The organism is Singulisphaera chitinilytica (genome assembly GCF_049331405.1).
Classification (GTDB): domain Bacteria; phylum Planctomycetota; class Planctomycetia; order Isosphaerales; family Isosphaeraceae; genus PoT.
The window spans coordinates 4,891,386-4,909,098 of the sequence record NZ_CP186274.1; the positions used below are offsets into that span (position 1 = coordinate 4,891,386).

Here is a 17,713-nt window from a genome sequence, read left to right on the forward strand (position 1 = left end):
GCTGCGACATCAACCGAGGTCCGGGGCGATCCATCTCCCCAGTCGATGCAGGCCCGTGTGCGGCTGATTCGAACCCGGATCCGCGAAGGTTCCAGACACGGAGACCCCACTTCCCTCGTTGAGCGAGGAGACGATCGGCAATAGCGAAGTGATCGTCGGGGCGACGTTGAGCACCTCGATCGTGGCCGAGGCGATGTCCGAGGCTCCCGCGGCGTCGGTGACGCGGACCCGGACCGTGACGGTTGCCGACCCGTCGAGGTTCAGGGCGGAGAAGGTCGGGCTCGGACCAGTCGCGTCATTGAACTCGCCGGTCCCCTTGAAGTCCCAGGCATAAGTGAGCGTCGAGGCGGGCTGATCGACGTCGAACGAGCCCGAGAGGGCGTCGAGCGTGACCGTGCCCCCGGCGTTGACCGTGTACGGGCCCCCGGCCGAGGCGTGCGGCGGGGAGTCGAGCACGGGTAGCAGGCCCGAGGCCCTGTCCTGGCCCCCCGCCCCGTCAGAGACCACGAGGCGTACGCCGTAGTTCCCGAGTTCAGCCGGTGTGAACGTGACCTGGGGTCCGGCCAGTGTCGCGAACGGGGTTCCATCGGGCGAGACGATGGTCCAGGTGTAGGTCAGGGATTCGGCGGCTCCCCCCACGTCGATCGCCAGGGCGGAGAGCACGACCGGGGTGTCCATCGTCGAGGAGTCGGGCAAGCTCATCCGCTGGATGACCGGCGCCACGTCGGCCACCGCCAGGGTCCCGGAGGCGGCCGCCTGGCCGTTCGGCGTGCTCGCGATCAGAGTCACTGAGTAGTTGCCGTAGATCGGCGGCACGAATGAAATATTGGTCCCGTTCCCGCTGACGGGCAATGGCCGTCCGTCCGTCCCCTTGACGTTCCAGGTGTACGTCACCGCGCCGCCGAGGGCGTCGAAGGCGGCCGCGGAGAGGTTCACGCGAGAGGCCTCCATCGAGCCGGTCGGGAGCCGGAACGAGGTGATGCTCACCGGCGAGGCCGACACCAGAATCGAGCCGGTTCGACTCGTCGACTCGCCTTCGGGATCGGTGACGGTCAGGGTCACGCCGTAGGAACCTGCGACCGAGGGCGAGTACGTCAACTTCGACCCCGTGAGGGTCTGCGCAGGGCCGGAGGGCGGAGTGATGGTCCAGGTATAGGCCAGCTTGTCCGCGTCGTCAGGCACGTCCGTCGCGGCCCCTTCCAGATTCAGGGGGAACCCGACGTAGCCTCCCGTTGGGATTGTCCAGCCGGTGATCGTCGGGGCGATGTCGGCCACCGAGAGGGTCACGCGGCTGGGCGACGACGCGAGCCCGTCCTTCTCAGTGGCGGTCGCGGTGATGGTGTAATCGCCGCCGGCCCGGAAGGTGAAGGGGAGTGACGTCCCCTGGTCGTTGAACGTTTGCAGGCTCCCGTCCGGACTCAGGACCGTCCAGTCGTAACGGATCGTCGGCAGTTCGGCGGGGACCGTACCGGCCAGGGGCACCGTCAAGGTAACGGATTGGCCCTCGGCGATCGGACCGGCGGGCACCTTGATCGCGCCCAGCGTGGGAGGAACGTCATCGACGAGGATCGTCCCGAGTACCTTCGAGCCGATGCCACCGAACGAGTCCGTCACAGTCAAAGAGACGCTGTAGGAACCGTGGTCGGGAGGCGTGAAGGTCGGGGCGTCGCCGACGAGGAAGGACACACTCTTATCAGGTCCGGTGATTGTCCACGTGTAGCTAAGAGGATCCTTCGAACCGCCGGGATCGGTGGCCGTGGCCGAGAACGTCACCGGGCTCCCTTCAGGCGTTCTCGGCGGGATGATCGCCGAGATGATGGTGGGGGCCACGTTGGCCACGTCGACCGTCGCCGAGGTCCGCGCCGTCAGGCCGATCGAGTCGGTCGCAGTGACGCTAACCGTGTACTTTCCCGGGATTGTGTACGTATAAGAGACCGGCACTCCCTCGAATCGACTCAGGTTCCCGTTCGGGTCGACGACCTGCCAGGTGTAGGTGAAGGTCGAGTTCGGGTCGGGGTCGATGGCACTCACGCTAAAGGTTGCCTGGCCCCCTTCGATGCCGGTGGTCGGGACGACCAGGGCACCCGCAGGGATGGACGGTCCGGGGTTGACGACCCGGATCGTGGCCGACTTCGTCGCCGACCCGCCATAATCGTCGGTGGCGGACAGTTGCACGAGATACGCGCCATACTTCGGCGTGAAGCCGGGAGTCGCCCCAGTCAGGGTCTGCACATGGCCGGTGTTCTGCTCGGTGACGGTCCAGGTATAAGCGAGGGGCTCGACCAGGCCGGCCGGCTTTTCGGCGGACGCCGAGAGGGAGATCGGCTGGAATGCCGAGCCGGTCGTCGGCACGACGAACGAGGTGATCGTCGGCGAGACGACCTGCACCTGCACCGTCTGGCTGTAGCTCGCCTGCCCCCCTTCGTCGTCCTTCACCACAAGGGCGACGGTATAGTTGCCGGGGACGAGTGGGGTGTACGCGTTGGAGTTGCTCGTGGCGTACTGATAACCGATGAGGAGGCTGCTGTCGGCCAAATAGGGCTGCGAGGCGTCGGTCGCCGGCAAGGTCACAGGCTGGCCGTCGGGGCCCGTAACCGTCCACGTGAAGGTCAAGGGCTTGATGCCCATCTGCAACGAGGTCGCGACCGCGCCGAACCTCAACGGTTGCCCCTCCGAGCCGATCGACGGGACCTGCCAGAGGCCCGTCGCGATCACCGGGGGTGCATTGAGGACATCGACCGACAGTGTATTCGACGGATTGGCATAGGTGCCGTCGCTATTCGTGATCGAGGTGACCGAGATCGGGAAAGTTGCACCTGGGCTGGCCATCCTGGCGTAGGTATGCGTCAGCATCTTCACATCGCCCGAGACCGTCGTCGGGCTCGAGCCGTCGCCCCAGTCGACGGTGTAGGAGAGGATCGCGGCCGTCCCCGGCTGGTTCACGCTGACATTGAGCACGAACTCGTTCGCCACACCTTCGGTGACGGTCGACGTCATCGTCGAGAGCGACACCGACGGGGCGACGTTGTTGACCGCAGACTGGGACGACTGGATCACGTCGCCGCCGTTCGTCGTCGCGGTGACGGTGATCGGATAGGCGGCGTTGTTCGGCAGATTATCGCCGTAGACGTGGCTGAACGCTTGCGAGAGGCCGCCGCTGCCGGCGAGGCTGGTGACCGATCCGTCGCCCCAGGTGACGAGCCAGGAGATCACCGAGGCACCCGGTCCGGCGACCGTCGCCATGAAGGTGGCGATGCCGCCTTCGTCGATCGGGTTCGGGGTCGTGAGGCTCAACGTGGGGGCAACAGGCGTGACGGTGTATGCCGCCTGGAGGACGGTCAACATGCCGTCGGGTGCCACCAGATCCGCACGAATCGAGGCGACGCCGGGCGTCGCGAGGAAGCTGGCCGGGACCGCGAGTGGCTGGGAGGCCGGGATGTCCTGCCCGCCGGGCACGGCCATGCCGTTGATGATGTAGCGGACCAGGTACGTCGGATTCGCATTGCCGGGGGCTGGGTCGATGATCGAGCCGACCGACAGCGTGATCGCACCCGATGCGCTCCCCTGCGGGACGGTCGGAGTGCTGACGTTGAGGACGCCGGTCGGGGCGATGGATATGATCAGCAGCGAGTTCGACATGGATGCGGTTTTATCCGCGCCCGGCCCGTAGGAAGCCGTCACGCTCAGGGAGTACGTGCCCGCCGCCGAGATGTTCAGTGACGAGAACGACACATCGAGATTGCTTGTGCTCCCATTCAAGGTGGTCGAGCCCCCCGGGCCGGTCAGGATCCAAGCGTAGTTGGGCGAGCCCGGGGCCGTCGCGGTGGCCGTGAGCCGGTTCCCCGCGATCAGGCTGCTCGGCGAGACGAGCGTCACCGTACCTTGTCCCGCCGCGGCGGTGATGGTCCCCAGGACGCTCGAGGTCGCCAAGGCCCCCTGGTACGCCGTGACCTTGGCTGTCGCATAAGAGTCGGGCTTGTTGTAGATGTGGCTCGCCGTCGACGCGCTGGCGTCATAGGTCGTTGTTGTGCCATCGCCCCAGTTCACAACCCATGACGTCACGGGGTCGGTCCCCGGCTCGCTGAACTTGAGGTCGATGCTGAACGGAACGCCAACGATGGCCGAGCCGCCCGGGGCCTGGACGGTCGGCGGGGTATCGGCGATCGTCAGGACGCTCGAGGCGTAGGCCGACGCCTGGAAAACCTGCCCGCTGTACTGGACCGGGTTCTGCGTAGTGGTCACCTGGACCGCAACGGGATAGCTGCCGCGATTGTTGATCCCGAGCGACTGGAGCTGCGCCCAGCTCAGGTTCACGATCGGGCCGAAGGCGTCGGTGAACTGGCCGTCCCCGTTGAGATCCCAGGCGAACGAATCGCCCGGGAGGTTGGCTTGGTCGGTTGCGATGAGGGTCACGCCATTGCCCTCGGCGATGGGATTGCCGGAGACGAGCGGGGAGATCGTGATGGACGGGTTCGGCGAGGTGAGCACGAACACCTGCTGCGTCCCCACGCCATTGTTCAGATCATTGAACGAGATCGCCCCATATCCCGCCGGCCTGATGCTGCCCGAAGTCCCGGCGGCGGGGAGACTGCCGGGGCCGTTGTCGATCAGGACGGGGCCGTAGACCTTCCCATTCGACGTCGTCGCAACCGATCCATAGACGGCAACCGACGACGTCGCGGGGAGTCGAGAGCCGACGACATTGACGACATCGACCTTCTGTTGGCTGCCGCCGAGGTTGATCGTCGCATTCGACCCCGTCCCCAACGACTGGATGTTGACCATGAGCGGGCCCGAGCCGCCGTTGACGGTGAGCGCCCCGGCCGAGCTTTGAGCCACCGTCTGATTGACGTCCAGCTCGCTGTTACCCGAGTCGAAGTTGACCGTGGTCGAGTTCGAGCCGCCCCCCAGGTCATAGAGGCTTACCAGGTCCCCGCCCCCCCCGCCGTTCACGACCAGGGGCGTGCCGCCCGTCGCATACCTGACCTGGAACGTGTCGGCACCGCCGCCGCCGTTGACGGTCAGCTTGCTCATATTCTGGAACGATGTCAGGTACTGGGCCGGCGTGGGGATCGCCCCTTGCAAGATGTCGAGGTAGGCGATCCCGCCCCGACCGCCGGATCGACCCGCGCCGCTCGCCACGATTAATGATTTTCCGTCGCTGATGAGACCCGTCGGGCTCGTCAGGCCGTTCGCACCTCGGCTATCGCGGACGAGTTGCTGGAAGGTCAGCCTGCCCGTCGAGGTGTCGCGGGAGAAGGCGGCAACCGAGTTGCCCGTCGCGCTGGCGACGAACACGAAGTTCCCGTCGGAGCTGACCGCCACGGAGCTGGCCCCATCCAGGCCTTGCACGCCGGCGCGCCCGTTCGTGGACGTATCACCGAGGAGCGTCAACGCCCCCTTCGACCCGATGGCCACGTGGTAGAGTGTGCCCAAGGCGCTCGAGCTGGAGGCGTAGATGTCGCTGCCGTAGAACGCGAGCCCGCTCACCGAAACGAGGCCGGTGACGCTGTTGTAACTTCCGAGATTCGAGCTGAAAGCGAAGAGGGTCGGGGTCGCGCCGTTGGAGAAGGCGTACAGGCTGCCCTTGTTGTACGCCAACACGCTCGAGTTGGCGAGCGCGTTGAACGAGGCCTTGTTCGAAGACTTGATCGAAGCGGCAACCTCATTTTTGGAATTGATGATCGATGCCACGTCGTAGGCATAGATAGATTTGTCGACGGCGACATAGATCGTCTTCCCGTCGGACGAGGTGGTGATCGCGGTCGCCCCCGACGTGAAATCCTTGAGGCTCGTCTGGCCGAGGTAAGTCGAGCCCGAGAAGATCGTCAGGACGTTCGAGCCCGGGGCCATGACGAATCCGAGGTCCTTGCCGTTGCTGGACGTCGCCGCCACCATCGAGGCTCCGACCAATCCCGAGGCGAAATTGAAGTTCGTGATGTACGAGGCCCACGTTCCCTGGACCTTATCGAAGATCGCGACCGCGCCATCGCCCGGAGATACCCCATAAATAAAGCGGCCGTCCGGAGTTGTCGCCACCGCCTGGAGGCCGGAGAGTGCCAGCGTAAAGCTTTGTCCCTGCGCGACCCTCTGGAAGGTGGCAGAACCCAGGATCGAGCCGTTGAATGTCAGGGCAGCGACCCCGTCGGCGGACGAACACGCGATGTAGAGGTCGCCGCCGACCAGGGTCAGATCTCTCGGCCCGGAATCGACGACGACTTTCTGAGTGGGGATCGTTTGCGATATCGGCCCCCCATTCGCCCCGGTCAACGCGACCCGATAGATGGTGCTGTCCCCCTCGGAGGAGATCAGGATCTGGTCGCCGTTGGTCCCCGTCCGGATCAAGTCGGTGCCGTTATTCTTGCCCGAGACGGGCGAAGCATAGGACAGCGTCCCAAGACTGACGGCGGTATCCCGATCGACATCGACAGCCACGGAGACGAGTCTGCCCCCCTGCGTCGCGACAAAGAGCGTCTTGTTATCGGCCGAAGAAGCCGCCGCCGACGCCCCGGTCAGGTCCACGGCGCGGTAGCCATTCTGGAGAACCCTCGTCTGCGAGCCGTCGAGGGTGTGACCCGCGGGCTTGAGTAGGGCAAGCGAATTGGTCGTCGACGAGACCCCGAAGGCCATCGTGCCGTTGAAGGCCAGGTCGGACGCGGCGAAGCCCAGGGTGCTGGTGTTCTTATAATTCGAAGCGAGATCGTCCGGGTTGATCGAAGGCCCGTACGCGTCGTTGGCCGGGTAGATGTACGCGCCTGTCATGCCGCCCGAGGCGTTGGTCAGGTAGAGGGTCTCGCTATCGGGGCTCAGCTTGATCCGATCCATCGAGGTCAGGTTGCCAGACAGCGGTGTATAACCTATGCGTACCAGGGTTTGCTGCGCGTGATTCGGGCCGGGGGGCTCGACCGAATAGACCGCCAGGGCACGCCCCGCGGGCGAATCCTCGAGGGCGAAGACGACCGACATGAACTTGCCGAACTGGCGCGGCACGGCCATGTCGAGGACGGTCGTGTTCGCGGCGAGTTGATACGAGCTGATGTCATCGATCAACGCCCCCTGATTACCCGGGCGGAAGAGGACATAGTAGGCGTTCCCGGAGTTCGCCTCCTTCTCGACCGCCAGGTATACGTCGGGCGCACTCGTGCTCGATTGGCCGATCACCGCGACCGGCGCCTGGAAGGTCCAGGTACCGGTGTAGCTGAGGACCGCCTTGGAGGGCGAGCCGAGCTGCCCGCTCGACGAGAGCGAGAACGCATCGAAATCCGACGACGTATTGTCGTCCACCGGCGAGCTGATGACGACGCTGCCGTCGCCGACGGCCAGCGACTGGGGATGCCGGTACTGGAGCGAGACGGTCGAGGCTTGCCGGAAAGTGCCGGATGAAGAGTCGAACGTATAAGCCGTCATGCTCGAGAAGGTCGCGGGGCTGGCCGAGGTGTCCCCATTGAACAGCGTGACGAGAACCCCGGTGGAATCATCATAGGCGAACGCCTTCCCGGGATTCGTGCCCCTCGTCGGCGTGGCGTTGCTGACGCCGGTGATGGTGCCAAGCTTGACGATCTGGGTCGGGTCGTTGGTCTTCGACAGGGCGTAGTAATCGAGGGTCTGCTGGGCCTTGTTGTACACGAAGAGGAGCTTGCCACCGGCGCCGACCTGGACCTGGTTACCCGTGCCGATCGCGAGGGCTTGCGCACCGACCTCGAATTGCTGCTGATAGTAGCCCGGCTCATTCGTGAAGATCGTCACCGTCCCCTTGGATGTGCTGGGGACGTAGAGTTGGGTCGAATCCGCGCTGAAGCTGACACGCCCCGTACCACCGGGGATGCCCATCAAATAGCCTCCCCCCGAGCTGATGACCTTGCTCGAGGGATCGCGAGTGAGGACCAGGGCGAGTCGGGAGGTCGTGTTGGGGATGTCCGTAGCGGGGACCAGCAAGACGGTCCGGCCATCCGGGCTGACGACGACCTGGCCGATGTCCCCGGTGGACGAGAAGGATGTCGATGACAGCAGCAGGCCGGTGGTCGCGTCGACCGGATAGACGAGGAGCGTCGAGCCCGATGTCCCATTGTTCTGGCCGACGAGCAACTGCGAACCGTCGGGCGTGATCGCCAGGGCACTCGGCGGGAGGTTCCCCGGCAGGGCGACCGTGGTGACGTAGGACAGGAGGCCGGTCGAAGCCGCTCGCTTGAAGACGGCGACCCCCTCCGTGCTGGCCCCGGCGGCATAGACGAAGCTGCCGCTCGGCGTCGAGACGACCCACTGGGCGCCGGCCAGGCCGGTGATATTCCCCGTGACGGGGGTCGGCGAGAGGGGAGCCGTCTGGCTCTGCGTCAGGACGGCCGTCCCCTGCGTCAGCGTCACGAGGCTGCCGTCGATCAGGGCGTTGACCGGCTGCCCGTTGCCCGAGATGCTCAGAGTGTCCCAGCCCGACGTGTCCCCCTTGACCGTCACCCGCCCGGCGCCCGTGCTGTCGATCAGCGTGTACCCATTGACCGCGACTGCCGAATTGCTGACCGACCAGTTATTGGTATTGGCGGGGTTGTTCGCGTCGCCGTTGAGGCCGTTGATGACCAGGCTCTCGACGTTCGGGTTGATCGCCGTGAAGAGCCCGCCGGCCATCGGGGGTGTATTGACGACGACGGTGGCCGTATCGTTCCCGTCGCCGCCGTTGAGCTTGTAGCTGCTGACGGCGCCATTCACGCCGGAGACCGTGAACGAGTCATCGCCCGGGCCGCCATTCACATTGACGAATTGCGGCGTGAACGTCGCGCCCGGCCCGCGGTCGGCCACGTCGATGGAGAAGGCGTCGTTGAAGGCGCCAAGGCTCACGTTCAGCGTGCCGATGTCATTCGTCGTGTTCAATGCCACGGCGAGCTGACCCAGGGAGAGCTTTGCCTGGGTCGACGACAGATAGCTGAGGCTGCCCGAGAGCGAAGAGGTGGCCGCGGAGCCGTCCACGACCAGCGAGTTCGTCCCGACGTTCACGGATGGGCCGTGCTGATCGAGGAAGGCGACCGTGCTGGTCTTGGTCCCCGGGGTCAAGGTGAGCGTGTTATTGCCGCCATAGGCCTGGAACGTCAGGTTGTTGAGAGTCCCGGACCCGATGATCGTCGCATTCCCGTAGCCGTCGCGATTGTTGACGTTGCCGTTCACCGTCGTCGTCGCGGGGAGGTTCCCCAGCGCCAGGGTGTTCGCCTGCGACCCGAGATTGACCGTCAGGTTGTTGACCCCGGCCCCCGAGTAGTCGATCGCGCCGAACGGCTTGGTGCCGGTGACGACCCCGTCCGAGATGCTCCTCGACTCGGACGTCGCCGAATTCCAGTCATCGAGCACGAGGCTGTTCTGAGTGCCGGCCGCCGTGAATGTGAGAGCCCTGGCGACGTCATCGAGGCCCGAGGTGAACGCACCATACGTCCCGCCGACGGAGAGCGTGTTCTTGCCCGAACCCAGGTTGATCGACGTCGGGATACTGACGCGCTGCACCCGCACCGACTGATTGCTGTTGCCGAGGCGGGCGGCGAACAATCCCGAAACCCCCGAGGCGTCGAGAACCTGAAGAGTCCCCGCGGAGATGACCGCGTTGTCGATCCCCCAGCTCGTGCTGGCAGAATTGGACGAGTTGGCGAAGTTAACCGCCTCGACTCCCGCTCCTGCCATCACTAACGGTCGGGCGGAATTGATTGGTGAGATCGCCGAGGGATCGCCGGAGAGGTTCACATTCAGCGTATCGCTCCCGCCACCGCCGACGACGTTGAGGGCGGCCACGCCGACGTTGGCGTTGATGGTGTCGTTGCCGAGCCCACCCAGGAAAACGATCGAGCTGGCGCCGGAGTGCCTCCACTGTTGCGAGAATGATCCGACGCTCAGCCCCGTAGCGTTGAGCGTCACGGTCCGACCCGTGTTATCCAGCGAATCATCATAGGAAACGCTATCGACGTTCGAGATCGCGACGTTACCGAGCCTCGAGAGCAGGCCGGAGCCGACGACGACGGAGCTTCCCGCCCCCGTAGTGCCCTTGATCGTGGCCGAGGCGCCGGTGGTGTCGAGCCTGGCATCGGCGTTGCCCTGGAGCGTGACGTCCAGGGGCCCGGAGGTCGACTGCACGTCGAGGTGGCTGCCGGAAGCCAGGGTCAGTTGCGTCGACCCCGCCAGGGTCGACTGGACCGTCAATCCGACCGCCGTGGAAGCCGTGATCGAGACGTCCTTGATACCGTTCAGCGCCGTCGAGGCCGACGAGGAGTAGAGCTGCTGCGACGTCAGCGTGAGGGTCGTAGGATCGCCCGAATTCACGAATAAGTTGGCCGCGCTGCTGCCGCTCCCCCGTATGACGGCCTCGCCCACAGGGAGGTTGAACACGCTGTTGCCGGCCCCCTGCCCATCCAGGGTGACTTGGACCAGCCGGCTGACCGCCTTCTCGCCGTCGTCGGGCTCCTCCACCGTGAACTGGTCGTCGCCGCCGTTGCCCCGGATCGCGAGTTGGTCGCCCTTCCCCGGCCGCCGATCGAGCACCGTCAAGGGACCCGAGACGACCTGGACGTCGTCGGTCCTCGTCGAGCCGACGGTAAACGCATCGGCATTCGTGCTCCCGACGATCGTGATCGAGTCGGCCGAGCCGTCGTCGATCGCCGGGGCATTCGGGTTGGAGGACGAGCCTTCCATCTGGCCCAGGTTGAGGGCGAGCGAAGTGACGCCCGCGGCGTTCAGGTCATCGGTCGATAGCGAGACGGTATCGGAGCTCCCCCTGCCATTGACCGTGATACTCCGGATGTTGTAGGCCGTGATCGTTCCGGCCGAGGTGCCATTGGCCGAGACGCCAATCGTGATGGGGGTCACGCCGCCGAGGCTCGTCCCCTTGCCGAACTGGTACGACTCGGCGGAGGCAGTCCCGTTGATCTCCAGGTCATTGGTCCCGCCACCTCCATGAACGATCAACGTGCCGTCTCCGGTCGTCCAGTTGATCGTCTCGATGCCGGTCCCCCCCCAGATCGTGTTGTTACCGCCGCTGGCGGAGAGAAAGTCGATACCCGCCCCGCCGAACAGGGTGGAATCCCCCCCCTGTGTCTGGAGCACGTTATAGCCCGTGCTCCCCGAGACGTCGAAGGTGACGTCCGTGGCCGACTCGTTGATGAACTGGCTGTTACCCTCGCCCTTGATGTGGATCGCGAGGCCCGGGTCGTAGGTTCCGACCGACGAACCGATCGACAAGGAGTCGGATCCTGTCCCGAAATCGCCGTTGATCGAAGTCACGTTATCGAAGACCTCGACGGAGCCGAAGGCCTGGACCTGGACCTTCTCGCCGAAGAGCGAGCCGCGACCGATCGTGTCGACCCGAAAATCCTCGTTGACCTCCCCCTTCCCGACCGCGCGACCCGCCGAGGCCGAGCCGACGTAGAGGTTCAAGGCTCCCCCGTCCATGCTGCCCAAATTGGGTGCGGCCTGGGCATTGAGGACCAGATAGCCGACGGTGAAATCGACCGACTTGCTGATCCCGATGACCGTGACCGTGGTGTGGGCCGTGATCTTGCCCCCCTTCGAACTGTCGTATCCGAGGCCGACGTTCGCGCCGGCAAGCGTCACGCCGAAGGCCCGGACGTCGCCATACGCCGAGCCGCCGAAGGCGAGCGACTTGTCCGACTTGTCGATGTAAAGGCTCGCACCTCCCCTGATGCCGTAGTCGTCCGAGCCCAGGGTGAAGTTACTCGAGAGGTTGAGGTCGAAGTCCCCGGTGCTGTGAAAGCTGCCGGACCCATTCACGTTGAAGACGTTGAAGAGATTGCCCGAGAAGGATCCCGAGATGTCGAAGGTGGGCTGGTTGTTCACCCTGCCGAAGGCCACGTCGGCCGAACCGTTGAGGGTGAAGACGTCGAGCAGGTTCAGCGAGGCGTTGTCGACCTTGATGTGGACGTTGTAGCTCGACGCGCGGGTGTCGACATCGAGCGTCAGCGTGCCGCCGACCTCGAAGACGCCCGCGACGCCGATCGTCCCGCCGTCGCCGAGTCCGAGGCCGACGTGAAATACCAGGCCGTTATTGGCGCTGTTCGCCTGGCCGTAATAGAGGGTGGCGGTGCCGGCGACGTGGAGCGCCGGGACATTCGCGACGCTGATGTTGCCGTCGACCTCGAGTTGGAGCGACTGTGCACCCACCAGCAGTTCGAAGTGGCCGGCGATCGAGAGGCCGCCGAAGGCCAGCGAGCCGGCGGCGTAGACCTGGCCCGTGTGGGCCGCGATCGTCTGGTCGACGAGCTTCGGGTCGCTGAAGTCGAGCGTCTGCGGCTGGGAGGTGGTATTCAGCCCGATCGCGAACGTGGCGTTCGCGAAGTTCGTGCTGGTGCCGGGGAGGCTGAGCTGCGTCTCGAATCCGAGCGCCCCGAAGAACCCGTCGGGGCCGATGTTCAGGACGCCGGTCGCCTCGGCGTCGAGGATGCGGCCCGCGCCCGGGGCCTTGAGCGTCGCCGTGGCGTCCACGTTCATCTGGAACCCATTCACCCCGGCCACGATGCGGAAGCTGCCGTAGAGGTCGAACGTGCTCAGAATGCCGAGGTGAACATTGATCAGCCCGTTGCCGTTCGTGTCCCCCGAGCCCGGAGAGATCGAGTCGCCCGGGTCGCCAAACTGGAGGGCGAAGTATGGGCCGGGAGCGAGGACTGAGCCTCCCTTGATCGCGGGCGGCGCTGCCGGCACGGTCACGGTGGGCACGGGCACCCCGTCGGGCCCGATCAGGGCGGGGAGAGGCGGCAAGGTCACCGTGCCGGGCGGGACGCCCTCCTTGTGGGCCTCGAGCGCATTGATCGTGTCGACGAGCCGCTCCGGCACGTAGTACGTGAAATCGCGGCCCGTCGTGTTGACGAGCAGCTCCATCGAGCCCGATTCCTCGAGCAGGCCGGGGACCCCCCGCTGGAGCGTCAGGTCGATTCGCGCCGCCAGTTGCGGCACGACCGGCTTGCCGTCGACCAGCTTGGTGATATCGATCCCCCGGACGGCGATCAGGCCCAGGGCCTCGAGATTCAGGAGGTTGAACTGCTGCCCGCCCGCCCCCAAGGTGATCTGGAGCTGGCCGTCGACGAAGAGGTCGAGGTCGATCGAATGGTCCGCCGATCCCTGCGCCGCCTCGTCCGAGATCTTCGCGGCGAAGGCCCCGTCGAACGAGACGTTGGCCCCGATACCGAGGACCGAGTTGGCGAACTGGAGCGTCCCCTTGCCGTCGAGTTCGAGGGTCTCGGGGGCGAGGGATAGGTCCTCGGTCTCGCGGCCGGGGAGGGTGAGCGAGAGTTGCTTGCTGGTGCTCGACGTGTTGACCGCCAGCAGCAGGTCGGCGTTCGCCGCCGAGAGGCCCGCCGAACGAAGGAAGGAGAGGCCGGGCGAGTTCGAGTCGAAGTTCAGCTCGACGGCCCCATAGAACTCGAGCGCACCGCCGGCCGGCTTGTCGAGGATCAAGGTCCCCGCCGCCGTGACGAGGTCGCCCGCCTGGATCACCCCCGCGATCGAGACGCTGCCCGAGACGTCGAGCCGGACCTGGGTGTCGTCCGCGTCGTTTGTGACGGTCAGCTTCACCTGGGCGTAGCCGCCCGAATTCCCCGCCGATCCGCCGAAGACGAGGGCGGCCGTGTCGGGCGAGCCGACGGTGGCCTGGCCCAGCAGGTTGAACTCGAACGCGGTCCACGAGCTGAACGCCGGGTTCACCAGATCGCCCGCGGCGTTCCGGAACGAGAACGTCATCGTCCCCTTGAGCTCGACGGCCGAGGTCGTGCCCTCGTCGCCGCCGGGCAGGTCCGCCAGCATCATCAGGGTCAGGGGGGCATTGGGATGCTTCGCGCCGATCGAGCTGAGGTCGCCGAAGATCTTCACATCCGCCGAGACGCTATTGGCCAGCGTCATCGCGCCGTTGATGAGGAACTTGCCATCGGTCGTGATGATGATGTCGACGTCGGCCTTGAAGGCATACTGGCTCGCGTAGGCGTCGTACAGCGTGGCCCCCGCCTCGATCCGCATCACCTGGTCCGCCTCATCGACCGAGGCCCCGTCACCGCCCGTCACGGCGAGCACCGCGGACGACCCTGTTCCCCACCTGGCGACGTAGAACGTGGTCGAGCCGTCGACGACCTTCCACTGCGAGGGTGCCCCGCCGATATCCTGGATGTCGGAGACGGTGGCGGACGTGCTGAGGCTGACGTCGTGATCCTTGAACAGCGCGATCAGGCTGGCAGGAGCCGGGGTACTCTGGCCGCCGCCGAGGTCGCCGGCGAGCGAGTTCGACGCGGTGAACCTCGCCTGCGAGACGTCGAGGTTGCCGGCGTCGTTCTTGCGGACGAAATAGGTCGACCCCTGGAACTCCACCATCCAGAGCGAGCCGGCCGTCAGCGTGGTCGCCTTGGTCTCGTCCGAGGTGCCGGTGACGGTGTACCCCTGCGAGGAGAAGGCGTGATCCGTCGCGCCTCCGATGGCGACGGCACCCGAGTTCAGCTCATCGATGACGGCATCCTGGTCCAGCACGACGCTGAAGATGCGGCTGCCGCCGCTGACCTGGTTGACCACCTGCTGCTTGAGCTGGTCCTGCCACTGCTCGGCCGTCAGCCTGGCCGTCGGCTTGAAGATCGGCGACTTGAGCTGGCCGGGATCCGTAGGGACGGGGAGCGGCGTGGCGTTGAAGCTGATCCCTCCGCGGAAATCGGTGAGCGCCAGGCCCGACGTCGGGTCGAGGATCACGGGCACGTCGGCGCTGAGGTATGCCGAGAGCAGCCCCTTCTCGCTGAAGCCGACGGCGATCGAGGCCCCGATGCCGGCGAAGTCGAAGGCCCCCTTGATACCGCCGTAGAAGACGGTGCTCGAGAAGTCGATCGAGTCGTCGGGCATGACGTTCCCGAGCGCATCGAGCTTGATGAGCCCCGCGATCACCGTGCCGCTGACCGTGCCGCCGAACAGATCCCCCGCGGCAGAGACAGAGAAGCCCGAGAGGCCTACGATGGGGAACTCGCCGTCCTCGAGCTTCTCCGGGTCGATCACCATCGAATCGACGCTCCCTGAGAGGGAGACGGGGCCGTAGGTCCCCTTGACGCTCGCCGAGACATCGATGGTGAAATGCGAAGGCTCCGCCGCGAAGTCCGACCAGTCGAGCCCGAGAGACTGGAGGTGGAACGGCAAATAACTCGGCAGGCCGAGCTTGCTCCCCGTCCCGCTGTCGAAGTCGGCCTCGATGCTGAGGGTGCTCGGACCGAGGACCGAGCCGTCGGCCCCGATCGAGAGGTCGCTCGCGGATCCGGTGAGGGTCAGGCCCACCTTGTCGATGGCGACCGAGGCCGACGCCGAGGCCAGCGCCAGCACCGGGTCCGAGCCGCTCGCCGTCGGGTCGAAGACGACCCCCGTCCCTGCGAAGGTGATCAGGCTCCCGACCTTCGCGGTGATGGAGTCGGCCTTCAGGGTGAAGGAATTGGGAGCGCCGGCAGCGTCGAACCCAACCTCGGCCGAGACCCGGGTGCCCGTCACCTTGACCTTGCTCTGCTCGCCACCGACGGACAGGCCATCGGCCCCGACCGCAAAGCTGCCGAGCGTGACCCCTGCAGTGTTGCTGAACGCGAAGCCGCCGAGCGTCACCGATGGGTTCGTCACCGTGATGTTGGCACCGATCTGGACGTCGCCGTTGTACGTCACGGTCCCCCGGGCGAAGGAGAAGCCGTCGCTATCGACCACGAGCGCGGGCTCGTCCTCATCATCGGAGGCAAGCTTCCCCGTCAGCTTCAGGGCCGGCACGGTCACCGCCACGGCGCCGGCGGTGAGGATCTGCTGCGAGCCCTCCTGGCCGGGGTCATAAGTGATGGTCAGATCCTCGGCGGAGGCCTCGAGTATCCTCGGAATGGTCAGGTCGAACGTGTCCGCGTGGAATGAGAATGCCCCCGGCACCGAGAAGCTCGTCACCCTCCCCGTCGCCGGGTCGACATCGCCCGCGATCGCGAACGTCCCGACCAGGGTCGTGGCGGTCGCGCCCAGTGGCGCATCTCCCGAATCGGGGGTCGTCCCGGCCTTCTGGAAGGTCAGGCTCGCCGAGTCGGCCGAGACGCCGACGTTGACGTTGAAGCCGCCCGGCCCGAAGCTGAGCCCCGCGAGCACCGGCGAGACGTTCACCAGGGCGATCGGCCCGAGTGTCGCTGAGGCCTTCATCGCCTCCGAGGTGTAGTTCCCCTCGTCGGCACCGACGGGCTGCCCGGCGGGCAGGAAGGCGAAGGCGCTCACGGTGAAGCTGTCGTCCGCGAGCGAGAAGCCGGCCGCGTCGAGCGTGAAATCGGCCGAGGCGCTGCCGAGCGTGACCGCCCGCGTGCCCCCGGCATAGAAGTCGACGGTCACCTGCTCGCCGGCGATGACCAGGCCGTCATCCTCTCCCCGAGTCATCGTGAAGTCGCCGCCGACCCTCGCCAGCGTGCCCGAGTCGCCCGCGACCTTGAAGTCGACCGCGCCGGCCAGCCGCAGCACGCTCGCGCCGTCGTTGAAGTCGATGGCGACGTCCCCGTTCGCCGTGCTGATCTGCTGATGAATCGCGTGGCCGGTCTGGTTGACCTCGAAGCTGAGGCCATCGGGAGTGTCGCCGATCGCCAGGCCGTCGACGCCGACGATGCCCAGCGAGTCGGCGGAGCTGCCGGCCTTGAGCACGCCTGCCGCCCCCGTCGATAGCAGTTCGAATGCCCCCGTTGCGCCCAAGATCGCCACCCCTTGGCCGGACCCGAACACCATCGAGGCCTGGGCGACGACGACCTTCACCCCGGAATTCGCCCCGTTCTCGGTCAGCCAGAACGCCCCCTGGATCTGCTCGCCACCGACCGACATCGAGCCTCGGAACGACGCCGACCCGGCCTGGCCGTCGGGCACGTTGAAGAAATTGATCAGCGACTGCGAATCGGCCGCGGTCGAACCCGAGAAATCCACCTGGTTCTGGCCGGGGTCGATCCGGACCGTCGAGGCGTCCAGCACCTGCGAGGCGAGCCCCCCCGCGGGTAGGTCGCGACACTCGAGAGCCTCGAGCAACAGCTCACGTCGGTTTCGGAGGAGGACCCGGCGGTCGTCTTGACGGGGTCGCTTGCGGCTCATGGGTGAATTCCTCGGGGCAGTCGCTCGATGGAGAGTTCGACGGTATTGACGAGTCGGCGGAGCAACTCAGGCCGGTGCGCCCGCGCATGTCGGGGCGCACCGCTCCCGGGGTCTCCGGCGAGGCTCGGGCGTTGGGGCGTTGGCGTCTCGAGTTCGCGAACGCTGGACGGGGTCGAACCGGCAGGTCGGCCGCCATGCCCTCGGGGTAAGAGCGGCGACGGGCGAGCCTATTCCATGACCCAAACTCAGCGAACAACGGCAACGAAGTTGGGCCCCGGCTTCGGGGCTTCCGGGACATCCTCGGGGTGGAAGCGTGGATCCTGTTGGTGTCGCGCATTGACCCTGGAGGATCGGCATCCGGCCGAAACCTCGCGCAAACGGCCCGTCACGACGGCGTGCGTGACGTCCGGTGCCGAAGGCACTACCACCTAGTCTGGGGTTCCGGCCGATTTCTAACTCGGCCTCGGGGAAAAAATCGAAGGCCCTCCTCCGGGTCGCTCGCCCCCCCCGGCAATTGGACCATCTTGATGCCCATTCGCATCGCCCGAGGCGCCGTCTGTTGATATCGCGTCATCGATGAATCAGACTCATTCGGCGAGAACCGTCGACAGGGCGGACTCGCCCGTGTACCCTTCGGCCG

1 protein-coding gene is annotated in these 17,713 nt (G+C 66.1%); it reads right to left on the reverse strand.

Features of this window, described 5'->3' with window-relative positions; all coding sequences use genetic code 11:
• Window positions 1–9 precede the first annotated feature (9 nt).
• A complete protein-coding gene (locus ACOYYX_RS19445) occupies window positions 10–17,073 on the reverse strand; it encodes a PKD domain-containing protein (protein WP_422931570.1) in 17,064 nt (5,687 codons plus the stop codon).
• Window positions 17,074–17,713 lie beyond the last annotated feature (640 nt).

Bases quoted from the DNA above. Each gene is read 5' to 3' on its own strand.
- ACOYYX_RS19445 (WP_422931570.1), bottom strand. From the start codon at position 17,073: ATGAGCCGCAAGCGACCCCGTCAAGACGACCGCCGGGTCCTCCTCCGA.